Source organism: Ochrovirga pacifica, assembly GCF_000220525.1.
Classification (GTDB): domain Bacteria; phylum Bacteroidota; class Bacteroidia; order Flavobacteriales; family Flavobacteriaceae; genus Ochrovirga; species Ochrovirga pacifica.
The window spans coordinates 1-19,281 of the sequence record NZ_AFPK01000011.1; the positions used below are offsets into that span (position 1 = coordinate 1).

Annotated in this window: 15 protein-coding genes; 3 read left to right on the top strand and 12 right to left on the bottom strand. The window is 35.7% G+C overall.

Annotated features, from left to right (window positions below):
- Positions 1–37: 37 nt before the first annotated feature.
- From FS85_RS0100745 to FS85_RS0100785, 9 genes are all read right to left on the bottom strand, one after another.
- Positions 38–385 carry an L-rhamnose mutarotase gene (locus tag FS85_RS0100745; protein WP_010134027.1) on the bottom strand — a complete coding sequence of 116 codons (348 nt, stop codon included), beginning with the start codon at positions 383–385 and terminating at the stop codon, positions 38–40.
- A gap of 4 nt (positions 386–389) precedes the next feature.
- Entirely contained in the window at positions 390–1,727 is a 1,338-nt protein-coding gene (fucP, locus tag FS85_RS0100750) for an L-fucose:H+ symporter permease (RefSeq protein WP_010134028.1), read from the bottom strand.
- A 99-nt stretch (positions 1,728–1,826) separates the two neighbouring features.
- Positions 1,827–2,618, bottom strand: coding sequence for an SDR family oxidoreductase (locus FS85_RS0100755; RefSeq protein WP_010134029.1), 792 nt, complete (start codon positions 2,616–2,618; stop codon positions 1,827–1,829).
- Between the two features lie 9 nt (positions 2,619–2,627).
- On the bottom strand, positions 2,628–3,455 hold the full coding sequence (locus FS85_RS0100760) for an amidohydrolase family protein (RefSeq protein WP_010134030.1): 828 nt from the start codon (positions 3,453–3,455) through the stop codon (positions 2,628–2,630).
- 76 nt (positions 3,456–3,531) lie between these two features.
- Positions 3,532–4,968 carry a tagaturonate reductase gene (locus FS85_RS0100765; protein ID WP_010134031.1) on the bottom strand — a complete coding sequence of 479 codons (1,437 nt, stop codon included), beginning with the start codon at positions 4,966–4,968 and terminating at the stop codon, positions 3,532–3,534.
- Positions 4,969–5,101: 133 nt separating this feature from the next.
- Positions 5,102–6,754, bottom strand: coding sequence for a UxaA family hydrolase (locus FS85_RS0100770; RefSeq protein ID WP_010134032.1), 1,653 nt, complete (start codon positions 6,752–6,754; stop codon positions 5,102–5,104).
- 4 nt (positions 6,755–6,758) lie between these two features.
- Positions 6,759–7,427 (bottom strand): bifunctional 4-hydroxy-2-oxoglutarate aldolase/2-dehydro-3-deoxy-phosphogluconate aldolase, encoded by a 669-nt coding sequence (locus FS85_RS0100775; protein WP_010134033.1) that lies wholly within the window; start codon positions 7,425–7,427, stop codon positions 6,759–6,761.
- A gap of 59 nt (positions 7,428–7,486) precedes the next feature.
- The gene (locus FS85_RS0100780) at positions 7,487–8,521 is read right to left on the bottom strand and encodes a sugar kinase (protein ID WP_010134034.1); all 1,035 of its coding nucleotides are present in this window, start codon (positions 8,519–8,521) and stop codon (positions 7,487–7,489) included.
- Between the two features lie 55 nt (positions 8,522–8,576).
- The gene (locus FS85_RS0100785; protein ID WP_010134035.1) at positions 8,577–9,587 is read right to left on the bottom strand and encodes a zinc-binding alcohol dehydrogenase family protein; all 1,011 of its coding nucleotides are present in this window, start codon (positions 9,585–9,587) and stop codon (positions 8,577–8,579) included.
- A 193-nt stretch (positions 9,588–9,780) separates the two neighbouring features.
- Between FS85_RS0100785 and FS85_RS0100790 the strand changes: the two genes are divergently transcribed.
- Positions 9,781–10,803, top strand: a complete 1,023-nt coding sequence (locus tag FS85_RS0100790; protein WP_010134037.1) for a LacI family DNA-binding transcriptional regulator — start codon at positions 9,781–9,783, stop codon at positions 10,801–10,803.
- Positions 10,804–10,856: 53 nt separating this feature from the next.
- Here FS85_RS0100790 and FS85_RS0100795 read toward each other — a convergent pair whose 3' ends face one another.
- From FS85_RS0100795 to moaA, 3 genes are all read right to left on the bottom strand, one after another.
- A complete protein-coding gene (locus tag FS85_RS0100795) occupies positions 10,857–12,407 on the bottom strand; it encodes an alpha-L-fucosidase (protein WP_010134038.1) in 1,551 nt (516 codons plus the stop codon).
- A gap of 251 nt (positions 12,408–12,658) precedes the next feature.
- Positions 12,659–15,130 (bottom strand): sugar-binding domain-containing protein, encoded by a 2,472-nt coding sequence (locus tag FS85_RS0100800; RefSeq protein WP_010134040.1) that lies wholly within the window; start codon positions 15,128–15,130, stop codon positions 12,659–12,661.
- Positions 15,131–15,248: 118 nt separating this feature from the next.
- Positions 15,249–16,259, bottom strand: coding sequence for a GTP 3',8-cyclase MoaA (moaA, locus tag FS85_RS0100805; protein WP_029489175.1), 1,011 nt, complete (start codon positions 16,257–16,259; stop codon positions 15,249–15,251).
- 278 nt (positions 16,260–16,537) lie between these two features.
- On the opposite strand from moaA, the gene FS85_RS0100810 reads away from it, so the two are divergent.
- Both FS85_RS0100810 and FS85_RS0100815 read left to right on the top strand, forming a co-directional pair.
- Positions 16,538–17,884, top strand: a complete 1,347-nt coding sequence (locus tag FS85_RS0100810; protein ID WP_010134042.1) for a 3-keto-disaccharide hydrolase — start codon at positions 16,538–16,540, stop codon at positions 17,882–17,884.
- A gap of 13 nt (positions 17,885–17,897) precedes the next feature.
- Complete coding sequence (locus tag FS85_RS0100815) at positions 17,898–19,238, top strand: Gfo/Idh/MocA family protein (protein WP_010134043.1); 1,341 nt, start codon at positions 17,898–17,900, stop codon at positions 19,236–19,238.
- The last annotated feature ends 43 nt before the right edge of the window (positions 19,239–19,281 follow it).

Here is a 19,281-nt window from a genome sequence, read left to right on the forward strand (position 1 = left end):
GTTAACATCAGAGTTTTTTTTGTTTCTTTTTAAACGATTAAGCTCCCAACTGAAATACTTTTTCCATTTCAATCCACTTTTCTCCGTTTTTAGCCCATGGCAATCCTTGTTGGTATTTCCACATCAATGCTTCCCATTCTTGAACCTTTGGATTGTTAGCATCCATTTCTGCTTTTTTGTTAGGGTCAAAAGTTTCGTCACACTCCATAATCATAAACATTCTGTTTCCTGACAGATAGATTTGCATATCTACAATTCCTGCATCTTTTATGCTTGCAGTAATTTCTGGCCAAGCATTACCTGGTGCGTGGTATTCTTTGTATTCAGTAATTAACTTGGGATCGTCTTTTAAATCACAGGTTAAACAATATCTTTTGGTATTCATATTTTTAGTTTTTTGATTTTTTATACGTTACCATTCCGTACCTAGCTACAACAGCCAAACATATTAAAGGTAAAATGAATGAAAAATTAACTTCAGGAATAAATCCTAGAATTTTAACATCTGAAAAACCAGGTCCTCCCCAATCTAAAATTCCTCCTTGTAAAATAGGCATTAAAGCTCCTCCTACAATAGCCATTACCAAACCAGCAGATCCTATTTTAGCCTCATCTCCCATATCTTTAAGTGCAATACCATAAATCGTAGGGAACATGATGGACATAAATAAAGAAATCAACACTAAAGAATACAAACCTATAGTCCCTGGCAATAAAATTGCTCCGGCAGCAAATACAACTCCTCCAATACCAAACATCATTAGTACTTTTGATGGATTCATGGTTTTCATTAACCCAGTACCAATCCATCTACCTGATAAGAAAATAATCATGGCTGCTACATTGAACCAAGTTGCAGTAAGTGCTTCGTTTTCTGGTAAGCTTTCGTTGATATTGTCTACGTATTGAAAAATATACGTCCAACACATAATTTGTGCCCCTACATAAAAAGCTTGTGCTACCACCCCTTGTACATAGTTTTTATTCGCAAATAATTTTTTAAATGAATCAGATAAATTCATTTTATCCTCTTCAGGGGTTTTAGGAATTTTGGTAAATACAATCACCATCATAATGGCAACCACTACCAAACCAAGAGCTATATAAGGCACGCTAATTACCCCTAGATCATTTTCTCTTACAGCTGCTTTTGCAGACTCAGATAAGGTATCGTATACAAGCTCTCCTGCTTCATTTTTGTCGTCAGACTGCAAAGCCGATATTACAAACTGTTGTGCAACAATCATCCCCATTAAAGAACCAATTGGATTAAAAGCTTGGGCTAAATTCAATCGTTGAGTCGCAGTTTCTTTATCTCCCAAAGCTAAAATAAGTGGATTGGAAGTTGTTTCTAAAAAAGCCAAACCACAGGTAATGACCCAAAGCGAAACCAAAAAATAGTTGAATTCTTGGAAAGCAGCTGCTGGGTAAAATAAAAATGCCCCTATAGCATACAAACACAGTCCTAATATAATTCCAGATTTATAGCTGTATTTTCTGATAAACAAAGCAGCGGGCAAAGCCATAAAGAAATACCCAAAATAAAAGGCAAATTGCACTAATGAGGCTTGCATGTTTGACAATTCTGGCATTACTTTTTTAAAGGCAGATACCATTGGGTTGGTTAAGTCATTTGCTATACCCCACAAGGCAAACAAAGAAGTAATAATGATAAAAGGAAACAGTAGTTGTTTACTAACCACTGGCTTTTTTATAGATTCACTCATAATTTTTTAAAAATTAGTTTAAAATAAAAGTGTTGCTAATTAAGATAAATTCATCCAAAACTAGCAACACAAAAGTTGTATATTTCTATCACAAATGTTTTATTCTGTCAATAAAGAACGATCTAAATTTACATATCCTCCATCTACAGTTATAAACTGTCCTGTAGTATGTGATGATTTGTCCGAAATAGTAAACAAACATTGGTCTGCAATTTCGGCTGGAGTGGTCATTCTGTTTTCTAATGGGATTTTAGATACAATAGATTTTAATTTTTCTTCTCCATTGTCTAATGTTTTAATCCATGCATCATAAGCAGGTGTCCAGCTTTCAGCAATTACAATAGCATTAGAACGAATTCCAAATTTAATTAAATCTACCGCCCATTCTCTAGTCAATCCAAAAACACCTCCTTTTGCTGCTGCATATCCAGAAGTTCCTCCTTGACCTGTTAAAGCTACTTTTGATCCTATGTTTAAAATGTTTCCTTTGGCTTTTTTAAGCATTGGCAAACAAAACTTGGTCATTGCAAAAAAGCTTACCATGTTTAATTTTAAAGAATACATAAAGTCATCAACGGAAGCATCTAATCCAGCTCCGTCATTTACCCCTACATTGTTGATTAATGCATGAATTTCTCCATACTTTTCTTCTATTGTTTTTGCTGCCGCTTCTACTTGAGAAGCATCAGACAAGTCTGTTTTCACAAAAATAGCATCAATTCCTTTAGCTTGTAATTCTTCTGCATAAGTAAAACCTCTGTCATTTCTGTCTACAATTACAGGAATAGCTCCTTCTTTGGCTAAGTGTTGTACAATGGTTTCTCCTATACTTCCTTTAATTCCAGCAGCTCCTGTTACAACAACTACTTTGTTTTTTAAATTCAAATCCATATTGATTGTTTATAAATTGTAAAATTTAATAGCGTTTTCACCCATAATGGTTGCTTGTTCTTGCGAACTTAAATTGGCTATAAAATTGGTTACTGTTTCTTTTACTTGTGTATAATTACCTGCTACTAAACAAACAGGCCAGTCAGATCCGTACATAATTTTTTGTGCACCAAAGGCCTCTAAAACCAATTGCATATACGGTTCTAATTGTTTTGGGGTCCATGTTTTATAATCTGCTTCTGTTATCATCCCAGATAATTTGCAATAAACATTTGGTTGTTTTCCTATTTCTTTCATCAATATTGCCCAACCGTCATAAAATCCATCTTTAATATAAGGTTTGGCAATGTGATCTATTACAAAATTGATGTTAGGAAACTTTTTTACAAATTCTAAAACAGCTCCTAATTGATGTGGAAACACTAAAATATCGTAAGTAAACCCATATTTTTCTAGTTTAGAAATTCCATTCAAAAAATTGGGACGTAGCAAAAAATTATGGTCTGGTTCTCCCTGAACTACATGACGAAAGCCTTTAACAACTTCATGCTGACTGTAGTGTTCTAAGACTTCATCAATGTTTTCCGCTCTAAAATCTACCCATCCTACAATTCCTCTAATAAAATTGTTCTTAGTAGCTAAATCAATTAAAAAATCGGTTTCTGCTGTAGTTTGATCTGCTTGTACAGCCACACAACCATCCACGTCATTTTCTTGATAAACTTGTTGTAAATCGGTAGGTAAAAAATTTTTTCTAATAACAGCCATTTCGTCGTCAATCCAATCGTGTTTAACGGGCTCGTACTGCCAAAAATGTTGATGTGAATCTATTACCATATTTCTTTTTTTAGAATTTTGAAAAATAGCACACCCATCATAACAAAACGATGTTATGGTGGGTGAGTATTGATATTTATTTTACAAAAGTTTGCAAACTGGCTTTCATTCCGTTTGCCTGAATGCTTTCTAGGTGAGCTACAACAGCTGCCTCTAGGCCATCAATAGCTGTTAAGTCAGTTCCCCAAAAATCTGTATTAGCCAAAGTTGCTTTGGCTACCGCAGCTGCATCTCCTGTAGCCCATTGTGTTTTAAAGAAATCCAAAGCAGATTGATCATCTTTTAAAGCAATTGCCTCTCCATTTCTATCACCCTTGTAAAAAGCAATCAATGATGCCAAAGAGAACAACAACCCTTGTGGTAATGCATTCTTTCTTCTGATGTATTCTAATACTGACGGCAACACTCTTGTTTTAAATTTAGAAGTTGAGTTTAATGAAATACTCATTAAAGCATGCTCTAAATATGGGTTTCTAAAACGATCTAGCACATCGTTTGCAAACTGATTTAGCTCAGCTTCTGGCAAATCTAAGGTTGGACAAATTTCATTAAAAATGGTGTTCTTTAAGTAAGTTCCTACCACTTCGTCTTCTAAAGACTCACGTACTTTGTCTATTCCGTACAAATACCCCACAGGCACTAAAGTTGTATGAGCTCCGTTTAAGATTCTTACTTTACGGGTTCTATAAGGCTCCATATTGTCGGTAAACACAATGTTCAATCCACATGCTTCTGCAGGAATTTCTTCTTTTACCGAAGCAGGTCCTTCAATTACCCACAAGTGGAATTGTTCTCCTTCTACTACCAAATTGTCTTTGTATCCTAGTTCTTTAGTAATAGCATCCATTTTATCTCTTGGATATCCTGGTACAATTCTATCTACCAATGAATTACAGAAGATATTATCATTTTCAATCCAATTCACAAACGCCTCTCCTAAATTCCAGTCAGCAGCGTATTGTAAAATGATTTTCTTTAAGTTGTCTCCGTTTTTATCAATTAATTCACAAGGAATTAAAATCAATCCTTTGTCAGAAGCTCCATTAAAAGTTTGAAATCTCTTGTACAACAAAGCGGTTAATTTTCCTGGGAAACTTGTTTGTGGTGCATCATCTAACTTATCTTCGGCATTGTAAGCAATACCAGCTTCTGTTGTATTAGAAATCATAAAACGTAAATCTGGATTTTCAGCTACGGCTAAGTAGTCTGCATATCCTTCATAAGGATTGATTCCTCGTTGAATACAATCTACAATTTGATGCTCGCTTATAGCCTCACCATTTTTAATTCCGTTTAGATATAAAGTATACAAACCATCTTGGTCGTTCAACATTTTTATCAGTCCTTGATCGATGGGCTGAACAGCAACTACCCCGGCATCAAAGTTGGCATTTTTGTTCATTTCGTGAATCATCCAATTGGCAAAAGCTCTTAAAAAGTTTCCTTCTCCAAATTGAATAATACGTTCAGTATATGTTTTTACGTTTGCAGTAGATCTATTTAAAGATTCCATTTTTTATAATGTTTAGTAATTAGTACATAGTGGTTTGTAAAAAACCACGACCAATCTGTTATCTTGTTTTTATTTACAAAAACAAAGTATTGAGTATATAACTTTTGTTCCCAATACTTTGTTTCTACTAATTTTATAATGACACACCTCTTTTCCAAGGAATAAAATCATTATTTCCGTGCAATACAGCTTTGGATGGTGTTTCACCACTGGCCACTCTAATTACATGATCTAATATTTTCTCTCCCATGGTCTGGATGGTATCTTCTCCGGTAATAACTGTACCTGCATTGATATCGATGATGTCATTCATACGTTCGTACAAGTTGGTATTACTAGACATTTTTAAAACTGGTGCAACTGGGTTTCCTGTTGGGGTTCCCAATCCAGTAGTAAATACAACTACGTTACAACCAGAACCCACCAACCCTGTGGTCGATTCTACATCGTTACCTGGGGTACATAATAGGTTCAATCCTGGTTTGGTTACCTGTTCTGTATAGTCCAAAACCTCTACTACAGGTGATGTTCCACCTTTTTTAGCAGCTCCCGCAGATTTCATAGCATCGGTAATTAAGCCGTCTTTAATGTTCCCCGGAGAAGGGTTGTTTTCAAAACCAGAACCTACCGCAACAGCAGCAGCAGAATAAGCTCTCATTAAATCATAAAACTTTTTGGCATCGTGCTCTGTAACACAACGGTTAATGATTTCTTGCTCTACTCCGTTTAACTCAGGAAACTCTGATAATACTGGAGAACCTCCTAAAGCTACCAACAAATCTGAAGCATAGCCTAGCCCTGGGTTTGCAGAAATTCCAGAAAATCCATCAGATCCCCCACACTCTAAACCAAGAACCAATTTGCTTAAGGGTGCCGGTTGTCGAGTCAATTTATTTGCTTCTGTTAAACCAATAAAAGTGTGTTTTACCGCTTCTTCTATCAAGGAACGTTCGCTTGCACTTTGTTGTTGTTCTAAATAATGTACTGGTTTGTCATTATTAGGAGCAATGGCATTAATAGCATTTTGCAACATTTCTATTTGTGCATTCTGACAACCCAAGCTAAATACTGTAGCACCAGCTACGTTCGGATTTGTAATATATCCTGCCAACAGTTTACACAATGTTTCAGAATCTTGACGAATTCCTCCACAACCACCATCGTGTTTTAAGAATTTAATTCCATCCACATTAGGAAACAAACGGTTTTTAACCATTTCTTCTTTGGTTGTTATAATGGGTGTATTAAAAATTTCATCCGCGGAAGCCCCTTCTTTATACTTAGCGATTAAAGCATCGGTGTCTACTGCAAAATCTTTTTTGGTTTGGTATCCTAGCTTTTCAGCCAAAGCACCTTCTAACACATCTACATTTCTATTTTCACAAAAAGTTAACGGAATCACCAACCAATAATTAGCAGTACCTACTTTTCCGTCTTTTCTATGAAATCCGTTAAAGGTTCTTCCTTCAAAATTAGAAATATCTGGTGCAGTCCAGGTAAATTTTTCTTTACTCTCCTTGTATTCTGCCGATGCGTGTTTTACGTTATCTATGGTAATAGCACATCCTTGGGCAATGGGCAAAACAGCTTTTCCAATTAACACCCCATACATAAAGATTTCATCACCTATTGCAAAGTCATACAAAGCAAACTTATGTTTTTGTTTGATGTCTTCTTTCAAAGTCAATTGCTCTCCAGCTACTGACACTTCCATTCCTTCTTTCAATCCCTGAATTGCAACAATAATGTTGTCTTTAGGATCTATTTGTGCATACTGATTTGACATATTTTTATCCTCTAATTTTCTTAATAGTTGCAATTGCTTCAGCTACTTTTTCTTCTAGTCCTGTAAAATCTTGATCGGCTAAAATTTGTTTGCTGATCAATTGAGATCCCATTCCAACACAAACTACACCTGCATCAAACCAACCTCTCAAATTATCTTCTTCTGTAGTTACTCCTCCGGTAGGCATAATGGATGTCCAAGGCTGAGGACCTACAATTCCTTTTACAAACTTAGGTCCGTATAAGTTTCCTGGGAATAATTTCACGATTTCGCACCCTAACTCTTCTGCTCTTGCAATTTCTGTTAAGGTTCCACATCCTGGGTTCCAGGCTACTTTACGACGGTTACACGCAATGGCAATGTCTTCTCTAAACACTGGAGTTACAATAAAATTTGCCCCTAAAGACATATACAAAGAAGCTGCTGCTGCATCGGTTACCGATCCTACTCCCATAATCATTCCTGGCAGTTCTTTTACAGCGTACTTGGTTAGTTCGGCAAAAACTTCGTGAGCAAAGTCTCCACGAGCAGTAAACTCTAACAAACGAGCTCCTCCATCGTAGCAAGCCTTTAATACTTTTTTTCCTAGTTCTATATCTGGGTGATAAAATAAAGGAACCATTCCGGTTTCTTTCATCACTTGAGCCACTTCAATTCTTGAATATTGTGCCATTTTTTTGTTCTTTTGATTGTGTTGTTATTTGTTTGTTTTTTTTGGAGTTGAATGAAGGTTTATCTATCTACTAAAGCAGATCCGTCACTTTCCATAAAATCGATAACCTCTTGTTTAGAAGCTCTGTTCACATCACCAAAAATAGTGTGTTTGATAACACAAGCTGCGGTAGCGAAAGACACCGCTTTTTGTAAATCGTCTTTGTATTCAATCAACCCGTAAAGCAATCCTCCCATAAAGGCATCTCCGGTTCCTACGCGATCTACCACAGGTGTAATTTCTTTGATGCGTTCACGATATAATTGCCCATCCTTGTACAACAATCCTCCTATCTTTTGATGAGATGCGTTTACAGAGTTTCTAAAGGTCATACCTATAGTATGTACGTTTGGTAATAATTTTATGATGTTGTCAAAGTGTGCTTTTACCTCATCCTCTTTGCTATAATCAGGATTGATTTTAGCTTTTCCTAACATAAACATCGCTGTATCTACATCGGCTAAAATAATGTTGCTGTACTTTAACAATGCAGGCATTACCTCTTTTGGTTGTTTTCCGTACTTCCACAATTTGCTTCTGTAGTTTAAATCTGTAGAAATGGTAATACCTCTTTTAGCAGCTTCTTGTACTGCTTCTAAACAAGTATCTGCAGCTGATTGAGAAAGTGCAGGTGTAATTCCACTCCAATGGAAAACTGTTGCTCCTTTAAAAATAGCCTCCCAATCAAATTGTCCTGGTTGTACTTCGGACATAGCAGAGTGTGCTCTATCGTATACTACTGCACTATTTCTACCCGAAGCTCCGTGTTCTAAAAAGTACAATCCTAAACGATTCCCTTGCCTTAGAATGTGCTTTGCACCTACATTTCTAGAACGTACGGTTTGCAACACACAGTCTCCGATAGCATTGTTGGGTACTGCAGATATAAATTGAGCTCTAACTCCATAATTAGCCAATGAAGCGGCTACGTTAAACTCTCCACCTCCGTAGATTACTTCTAAATTAGCTGCTTGACTAAAACGTAAATTGTTAGGAGGAGATAACCGTCCTAAAATCTCACCAAAAGTTACAACCTTATGATCTTTTGAAAACATTGATTAAATAAATTAAGTTAATATGATTTTGGTTTGGTTTTTAGTTTTTTATGGTTTAGATAAAATCTACAGTTGCTTTAATTACTCCTGTTGCTGGTTTTGTCCAACTATCAAAGTGCTCTATCATTTCTGTAAAAGGTACGTTGTGTGTAATAAAAGAATCCGTCGGAAACTGGTCTAACACACTAATTACATGTTCAAAGTCTTCTGTAGTAGCATTTCTACTACACATAACAGTGGTTTCTTTAGCGTGGATTTTTGGGTGATTAAATGTTAAATCTCCTTTAGACAAACCTACCAAAACATATCGCCCTCCATGAGCCATATAGTCAGGACCAATTTCTAAAGCACCTTTAAACCCGGTTGCATCAAAAACTGCTGTAGCCATATCTCCGTTGGTAATTTCAGCAATTTTTTCTACCGGATTGTTATTTACGTTAATTACATAATCTGCTCCTATTTCTTCTTTTGTGTATTTTAAACGTTCATCGTTTACATCTAGCACTATTACAGTAGCTCCTGCAATTTGTGCCAACTTTACCATTCCAATACCAATTGGTCCACAACCTACCACAACTACAGTTTCTCCTGGTTTTACATCAGCTCTACGGATGGCATGAGCTCCAATTGCTAAAGGCTCTACAATAGCCATTTGATCGTCAGAAAGATGATTTGCTGGCAATAATAAATCTTGACGAACGGTAATATACTCTTGCATTCCTCCATCAGAATGCACTCCCAACACACTAATATTAGTACAACAGTTGGTTTTTCCATTGCGACAAGCAATACACTTACCACAACTTACATAAGGCATAATTACTACATTGTCTCCTGCTTTTAAACCTCTTTCATTTTCTCCTATTTCCACAATTTCTGAAGCTAATTCGTGTCCTAAAATTCTTGGATACGTAAAAAACGCTTGGTTTCCTGAATAAGCATGCAAATCTGTACCACAGATTCCTACTTTTTTTACTCTTAGCAAAGCTTCATTTTCTTTACGTACCGGAGCTTCTTTTTCCTTTAATAAGAACTTACCTGGTTCTTCGCAAACAATGTATTTCATTTTATAACTTTTATTTAATTATCTTTGTTCAAACGTTTGAACACTGGTATAAAAAAAACAATAATCAAAAAACACCGATTATCATTCTTACAAAATTAAACCTTAAAACATTCACATTTCTAAATAAACTAAAGAATATTTTTAGAATTGGTAAAGTTCAAACGTTTGAGCAAATATAGTAATATTTTAAAATATGAAAAGAAAAACCACTATAAAAGATATTGCTAATGCACTGCAAATTACACCTTCAGCAGTTTCTAGAGCATTACACAATCATCCTAGAATAAGCGATAAAACAAAAAAAGCTGTAAAGTTAAAAGCAAAAGAATTAGGATACCAACCCAATCATCTTGCCTCTGCATTGCGTAGTGGAAAAAGCAATTTAGTCGGAATTATTGTTCCCAGAACCAATAGTTACTTTTTTTCTTCAGTAGTAGAAAATATCGAAGAAGAACTAAACAAAGAGGGATACAACGTAATTATAACTCAGTCTAATGAATCCTATCAAAAAGAATGTAGAAATATTGAGGCTTTATTACAGACTCAAGTTGATGGAATTATTGCATCGCTAGCAAATGAAACAGTCGATTTTGAACATTATGAACGCATTAAACAAAAAGGAATCCCTCTTATTTTGTACGATCGTGGAGAAAATGATATTGGTGTAGATTATGTTGGTATTGACGACTACCAAAGTAGTCACATAGTAGTAGACCATTTAATAGAACAGGGTTGTGAACGCATTGCGCATATTGCTGGTTTTAGCCATACCAGAATTTATAAAAATAGAATTCGTGGTTATATTGATGCCTTATTAAAACACAACATCCCTATTGTAGAGAGCTTAATTTTAGAAAGCAACCTAACCCTTGAAGAAGGTAGAAAAAAGACCGAAGAATTATTAAAACTTCCTAAGTGGCCAGATGCTATTTTTGCTTCTGGTGATTATGCTGCCTTAGGTGCTTTACAGGTTTTACAAGAACATGGAATTAAAGTACCTGATGAAATTGCCTTGGTTGGTTTTAGCAACGAACCCTTTACCAAACTAATCTCTCCTACTATTTCTACTGTTCATCAACACAACCATAAAATAGGGAAATTGGTTGCTCAACAATTTTTAAAACGTGTAAACGACCCCAACTGGAAACCAGTATTGCATAAAATTATTCTAGATGCAGAGTTAATTGTTAGAGAGTCTTCTCTTAGAAAAAAATAAAAAAGGTTTTGCCCTAAAGCAAAACCTTTTAACAAAACCAAAAATTAACTTAACTACAGTGAAATCTCCAAAGTGTAAGCAAAGTCACCAGGCTTTTCTTTAGGCAAGGTTACTTTTAAACCGTTAGCGTTTTGCTCCCATTCCAAAGATTCTTTGGAGCTTAACATCTTTATTGATTGAACTGTAATATCTTTTGAATACTCGCTATTCTTTCCTAACGAATGGATATCCACACTTCCTACAGTTGGCCACTCCATTAAAATAGCATATAATTTTGTTCCATCCTCGCTTTGAGTAAAACGAATATCTTGTCCTGTAAAATCTTTATTTTTACCTTCAGAGTGATGCCCTTTTTTTACTTCTGTTGGCCCTTCTCCAAATGTTTTCCAGTATTTAGTATTGTAAATTGCATCACCATTAGCAGCCAACCAATCTCCCATTTGCAATAAAATTTTTGCTTGATCATCAGGAATAGTTCCGTCTGCCTTAGGTCCAACGTTTAACAACAAATTTCCATTTTTTGACACAATATCAATTAAGTCATCTATCAACTGATTTGCTGTTTTCGATTTCCAGTTGCTTACGTGACTCCATGAGTTTTTACCAATAGAAGTGTCTGTTTGCCAAGGCAACTTACGAATATTTGGCAATTTACCACGTTCTAAATCATAAACCACTGTCCCTTTAGGAAAGGCCTCTTCGTAAAAGTTTTTATCTTGTAGCACTACTTCTTTTCCCCACTCAATTCCTTTATTGTAGTAATATGCAGCCAACTTAGGACGGTATTCTCTAAAATCAGGAGTATCTAACATAAAGTCGAACCACAAAATATCTGGCTGATAGTTATCAATCAAATCTTTTGTTCTTAACCACCATCTTTCTTTAAAAGCTTCAGAGACAGGCTCTTTTAAATCTTTTCCTTTAGATGAATACAAATCTGCATATTCAGGATCAGTAGTATCAAAATGATCTTTTTTATTGTAAAAAGACCAGTTAAAAGCAAAATGAGAAGATGCTCCCATAATCAATCCTTGTGCTCTACCCTCTTTCATCAACTCACCCAATACATCTCTCTTTGGTCCCATATCTACTGAGTTCCATCTTGTTGTGTTTGATTTGTACATAGCAAAACCATCATGATGATCTGCCACAGGTACTACATACTTAGCTCCTGCTTGTTTGAACAAAGAAATCCATTCTTTTGGATCGAATTTTTCTGCTTTAAACATCGGAATGAAATCTTTGTACCCAAACTCTTTAGGATTTCCATACGTTTTTACGTGATGCGTATGAACAGAGTGAGGTCCGTCTTTTTGATGTTTTAATTGTGCAGTAAAAACAGCCGTGTCCATATACATGTTACGTGGATACCATTCAGATCCGTAGGCAGGCACAGAATATGCTCCCCAGTGGATAAAGATTCCAAATTTTTGTTTGTTAAACCACTCTGGATCTTTATAATTCTTTTTAATAGATTCCCAATTGGGTTCAAATACTTTTTTTGCAGAAGCTGTTTCATCACTTCCTTTTTTTTCTACAGAACCTTTACAGGCCACCATTAAAAACGCTCCCACAGAAAGAGCCAACACGATTTTTTTCAACATTTTTCTAAAAAATTAATTGTCACAGAAAATTCTTATTTGTCCATTTTTCAACTGTAGCAAATATCCTTTTTTAGTAGAATTCTTACTACCACAAAAGGTTCTGACTACAAAACAAATGATTAAATTTGAAGCCATGACATCTAATTCAGTAACACATCTTTTTCTAAACTCTGCATCTATCAACCACTTAGCCATACATGATAGCTACAGTATCACTTTATTTATACTTTACAGCAACTCTGTAAAATTTTCTATTTATTACGTGATATCAATGTTATATTAGAGGGAGATATTCCTTCAGCTGATGCAGTAAATTGAATTGTTCCTTCTTTTTCGGTTGTTCTAACAATAGCCAAACACTTTCCGTTAAACGCTTTTCGCTCTTTTGCCTGAAAAGAAGCATGACTCATATTGTCTCCATTCCCTACACCAATCAATTCACCAGCACCTTGTACGTCAAACTGGATTAGTGAATCGGCCTTGGGCACTACATTTCCATCTTTGTCCAACACAGTACATTCCACATACACTACGTCTTCACCATTTGCATTCAGATGCGTTCTTCTTGCAAACAGCTCTATTTTAGCCGCTTTACCTGCTGTATGTACAACCTTTGTGGCTATTTGCTTTCCATTTTTATACGATACTGCTTTCAGCGTTCCAGGCTGATACACCACCTCCCATTGTTGGTATTCCACATCGCTTAGATTGTTCTTTTGTTTCCCCAACGATTTTCCATCTTGAAACAATTCTACCTCATCACCATTGGTATATGCATAGACCGTCACTTTTTTACCTTCCATACCCTCTAAATTCCAATGCGGAAAAATATGCACCATAGGCTTATCTGACCACTGAGATTGATAAAAGTAGTAGCCATCTTTAGGGAAACCACATAAATCAATCGGTGCAAAAGATGATGAACGCGCTGGCCAACCATAAGGAATCACCTCTCCTAAATAATCCCAACCCGTCCATATAAACTGTCCCATAATATTAGGTCGGTTCTTTATATCTTTCCATGCCTGAACACCTCTGTACCCAATTAATTCTCTTTGTTCTACCCACTCATATGAATCATTGTATTGGTAACCTAATTTGTCCCACCAAGCTTTTTTCTCATCACCATACAAATATGTACTACGAGGATAATAAGATTGTGCAGAGGCACATTCGGTAACAATTGCCATCGCATTAGGAGCAATTTTATCCTCTCGGTCCAATCCATTTTCTTTGATATAATTGTATCCACGAATATCACTTGTTGAAGCAGCAGCCTCGCTTGGCCAAGCATCCCAGCCGTATCCGATTAATCCATTGGTAACAGGTCTATAATCCAATTTATGAACAATGTCAATCAATCTATTGGCAATAGGTACCCCCTCATCTGTTTTCATCTGATCGATTTCATTTCCTATGCTCCACATCACTACCGATGGGTGGTTACGATCTCTCAGCACAAAATCAGTTAAATCTTTATCTGCCCATTCTTTAAAAATTTCTGCATAGTATTTTACAGGAATTCTAACTTTTTTCCCATTTTGAATGGTTGCTGGTTCTTTGACTACTTCCCATTCGTCAAACATTTCATTCATCACTAAAAACCCCATTTCATCACATACGTCTAAAAATTCGGTAGAAAAAGGATTGTGAGAAGTTCTTACAGCATTACAGCCCATTTCTCTTAATATCTCCAATTGGCGTTCTATGGTTCTTTTATAAACTGCAGATCCTAAGGGTCCCCCTGCATGATGTAGGCAAACTCCTTTTAGTTTGGTTTGTACTCCGTTAATTGAAAACCCTTTCTCTTTATCATATCCTAAAGTCCTAATTCCTGTGCGCGTAGATTCCTCACCTATCTTGGTCTCACCATCAAACAACTGCACAGTTACGGTGTACAATTCTGGTGTAGATGGACTCCACAATTTAGGATTGTTTATAGGCAACTCTACTGCCACTCCAGAAGTTGCTTTAGGGCTAATTTCTTTGTCCACTGTTAACTCTGCAACCACACTCCCTTGATGAGATACCAGAATTTTGGCTGTAATTTTCTGCAATTCGGGACGTTCTGTCTGAATATCAAACTCCGTCTTGATAACTGCCTTCTTTTGGGTAATCTCAGGAGTAGTTACATACAAACTCCAATTAGGCACATACGTTTTATTTCTAATTTTTAGCGTTACATCTCTATATATTCCAGTTCCCGAATACCAACGATGTCCTGGTTGTTCGGAATTATCTAAGGTTACCGTTAATACATTCTCCTTATCAAAATTAATATACTCTGTTAAGTCATACTGAAAACCAATATAACCCAAAGGTCTAAACCCTACTTTGTGACCATTGATGTATACTGTAGAATTTCTATAGGCTCCATCAAAATATACAAATATCTTGTTTTCTTCTTTAGATGCATCTACCTGAAAAGTTTTGCGGTAAGTGCACTTGCCCGTAGGCAACCATCCACCTCTAGAAAACGAAGGGTTCTCTTTAGAAAAAGGTCCTTTAATACTCCAGTCATGAGGAACATTTACTGTTTCCCAGTCTGAATCTTGATAATTGGGATCAATTGCTTCTGTAACCGCTCCCTTGCTAAATTTCCAGTCTTTGTTAAAATTAATATCTTGGCTATGATTGCTTTTTTTTACAGTACATGCTGTGGTAAAACATAACAATACTAAACAGTATAAAAACACATTAAATATTGGAGTTGTTTTTTTCATTTATTTGGTTTCTTTAAGTCCCATCAAAATAAAAGCTATAACAAACAAGCTAAGGATAGATATGATTAAATAAAAAACAGATATGATTCTTTTTAAGAAAAGTAAACGCTGTATATCACTATCCACCAATAGCAGTCATACTACGGTTTTGATTACGCAATTCATCAGAAGTAAACTGCTGTTGCGTATCCATTCCCCCTCGCATTTTTCGTTTAGAGTTTATAGCCACTCTAATTGCTGTTTCTATAGATTCTCCATTGCGTAAAGCTGTTAGCAAATCGGTTTCTCCGTTAGAAAATAAGCAGTTTTTTAATTTCCCGTTAGCAGTCAATCGAATTCGATTACAGCTGTCACAAAAAGGATTGGTTACAGTGCTGATAATAGCAAAGCTTCCTTGATAATTGTTTATTCGGTAATTTTTAGAAGTATCGTTAGGAGCATCCTCTATTTTACCTACCAAGCTATTTCCAAAAAATTGAGTAGCCTTATCTAATACTTGTTGATGTGATACTAGTTGATCTAAATTCCATTTATTGCCATCAAAAGGCATGAACTCTATAAAACGAACATTGATATTTAAGTCTTTTGTTAGCTGAATAAAAGCAGGAATTTCATCCTCGTTAAACCCTTTCATCAACACACAATTTAATTTTATTTTAAAAAAATCATCCTTTACAAAAAGACGGATATTTTCCATTACTTTCTTAAAATCATTACGGCGAGTGATGGTATTGAATTTTTGTTCATCCAAAGAATCAATACTCACATTAATTTTTTGAATACCGCAAGCCTTAAACGTTTCTATATATTTATCTATCAATACACCATTGGTTGTAATAGAAAGCTCTACAGGTAACGTTGCTAATTTTTCTAAAATAAGTGCCACGTCTTTCCTTACCAAAGGTTCCCCTCCAGTAATTCTAATTTTTGTAACCCCCAATGCTACAAACTTTTGTGCAACCAAAAACACCTCCTCATACGTCATGATATGATTTTTAGGAGATAATGGAATTCCAGCAGCAGGCATGCAGTACGTACATCTAAAATTACAACGCTCTGTAATAGAGATACGCAAATAGCTATGTGAACGCTGAAAACGATCGGTTAATATGGATGGGCTCTGTGACAAAAAATGCTTTTTATATAGTACTTAAAATTGGTAGCCTCAAAGATAGGGAGGAAAATTAGGAATGCCTACCTTCTATTTACCAAAATTTGAACTGAATTAACCCACGAGCATTATTAAAACTAAATTCTTAACTATTCACACAAATCACTACACTATTCATAAAAACTTGTGTATTTTTTATGAATGATAAATAAAAATAACTATTATTGTGTTCGCACACGAAAATGATATTCACACCAAAAACTAGTATTTTTAAAAGAATCTAAAAATTATCTAAAATGAATCGATTACTAATTGCAATTGCGACATTTTGTTCGCTTAGTTTTACTTCTTGCAAAGAAACTTCCAAAGATCCTTGGACAAATTTAATCAAAGATAACAGTCTTAAAGGATGGACCGTAAAAGGCGGAAACTCTACTTACGAACTAAAAGATGGAGTTATTACAGGAACCACCGTAAAAGGAGAAGCCAATACGTTTTTAACCACCGATAAACATTATGGTGATTTTATTTTAGAGATTGAATATTTGGTAGACGAAAACACCAATTCCGGAATTCAGATTAGAAGCAATAGTTTTCCAGAATACAAAGAAGGACGAGTGCACGGATATCAGGTAGAAATTGATCCTTCCGAAAGAGCTTGGAGTGGAGGAATTTTTGAAGAAGGGAAACGCGGATGGTTAAACGACTTGGAAGACAATGTACCAGCAAAAAAAGCGTTTAAGACTGGAGACTGGAACAAATACAGAGTAGAAGCTATTGGAGATACTATTAAAACTTGGGTAAACGGAGTACCTGCTGCACATTTGGTAGACAATGAAACAGCTAGCGGATTTATTGGCTTGCAAATTCACAGAGGACAAGCGGGAAGACAAATTCGTTGGAGAAACATTCGAATCATTGACGAAAATGTTAGAAAATACGCTACACCTACAACAGCACCTGTAGCTGTAAAAAGAAATCATTTAACCGCTAAAGAAAAAGCAGACGGTTGGAAACTGCTTTGGGATGGAAAAACCACTAAAGGATGGAAAGGTGCCAAGCTAGAGGAATTTCCTAAAAAAGGTTGGAAAATAAGAAATGGTATTTTAAGCGTATTGGCATCTGGCGGAGCAGAATCTGCTGCTGGAGGAGACATTGTTACCAAAGAATCTTTTAGTGATTTTGAATTGAAAGTAGATTTTAAATTAACTCCTGGAGCCAATAGTGGAATCAAATATTATGTTGATACAAAAATTAATAAAGGCCCTGGTTCTTCTATTGGTTTAGAGTACCAAATATTAGATGATGCATTGCATCCAGATGCTAAAAAAGGAAATCACGAAGGAAGCAGAACCGTTGCCTCTTTATACGATTTGATTCAGGCAGATACCAACAAACCCATCAAACCCATTGGAGAATGGAATACAGCTTATATAAAATCGGTAAACAACCATGTAGAACATTGGCTTAATGGTGTAAAAGTATTGGAGTACGAAAGAAAAAGTGCACACTTTAAAAAATTAGTAGCAGAAAGCAAGTATAAGAAATGGAAAGGTTTTGGCTTGTTAGAAGAAGGAAGAATTTTATTACAAGATCATGGAGACTTGGTTTCGTTTAGAAATGTAAAAATTAAAAAATACTAAAAAACACATCACTATGGATACAAGAAGAGAATTCATAAAAAAAACTGCTGCAGGTTCTGCAGGAATCGCTTTAGGAAGTATGTTGATTCCTAACTTTAGTTACGCTGCTAACGGACAAAGCATTTTGGGTGCCAACGAAAGACTAAATGTAGCTGTAATTGGAGTAAGAAGTAGAGCAAAATCATTGACCAAAGCCATTGGAAAGTACAAAGAAGCCAAAGTCGCTATTACTTGTGATGTTGATGACAAAATCATTGAAAAAAACAATGTGTATTGTCAAGAAACATTAGGATATATTCCTGCTGTTGAAAAAGATTTTAGAAAAGTATTAGAAAACAAAGATATTGATGCCGTATTTATTGCTACTCCAGAACATTGGCACGCTCCTATGGCTATTGCAGCCCTTCAGGCAGGGAAGCATGTTTATGTAGAAAAGCCATGTAGCCATAACCTTTTTGAGAACGAACTATTGGTTGAAGCTCAGAAAAAATATGGAAAAGTAGTACAAATGGGAAACCAGCAACGTTCTGCTATTACCAGCCAACAAGGGGTTCAAGAAATAAGAGAAGGAATTATTGGTGATGTGTTTAAAGGAGAAGCTTATTACAACAATAATAGAGGAAGCATCGGTATAGGTAAAAAAATTGCCGTTCCAAGCACTTTAGACTGGGATTTATGGCAAGGACCCGCACCAAGAGAGGATTTTAGAGACAATGTTCATCCATACAACTGGCACTGGTTTAAAACTTGGGGAACTGGAGAAATTCATAACAACGGTACACACGAAATTGATATTTGTCGTTGGGCTTTGGGAGTAGATATTCCGAAAACAGTAAGCTCTTTTGGAGGGAAGTACACTTATAAAGACGACTGGGAATTTGCTGACAATCAACAAGCAACTTTTACTTATGATGACGGAAAGTTTATTACTTGGACAGGTCATAGCCGAGGAAAAATGCAACCGAACCAACCTGGTCGAGGAGCTACTATTTACGGAAGCAAAGGTGCTATTACCTTAACTCGTGGTGGTTATTCTTTATTCGATCTAAAAGGAAACCTTATCAAAAACGAAAAAGAAGCTGGTAAAAATGTAACCCTAGGTACAGCAGGGGGTGGTAGCTTAGATGTAAAACACATTGCCAACTTTTTTAATGCTATTAGAGTAGGAGAAAAACAAAACTCTCCTATTGCCGATGCCAGCATTACAACGATGACTTGTCACCTTGGAAATATAGCACAAGAAGTGGGACGTACACTACATATTGATACAGAAACAGGTAAAATTAAAAAAGATAGAGAAGCCCGAAAGCTTATCAAAAGATCTTATGAAAAAGGATGGGAACCTAAATTGTAAACATCAATAAACAACACAACTCATAAAAAAAGCTCTTCTTTAA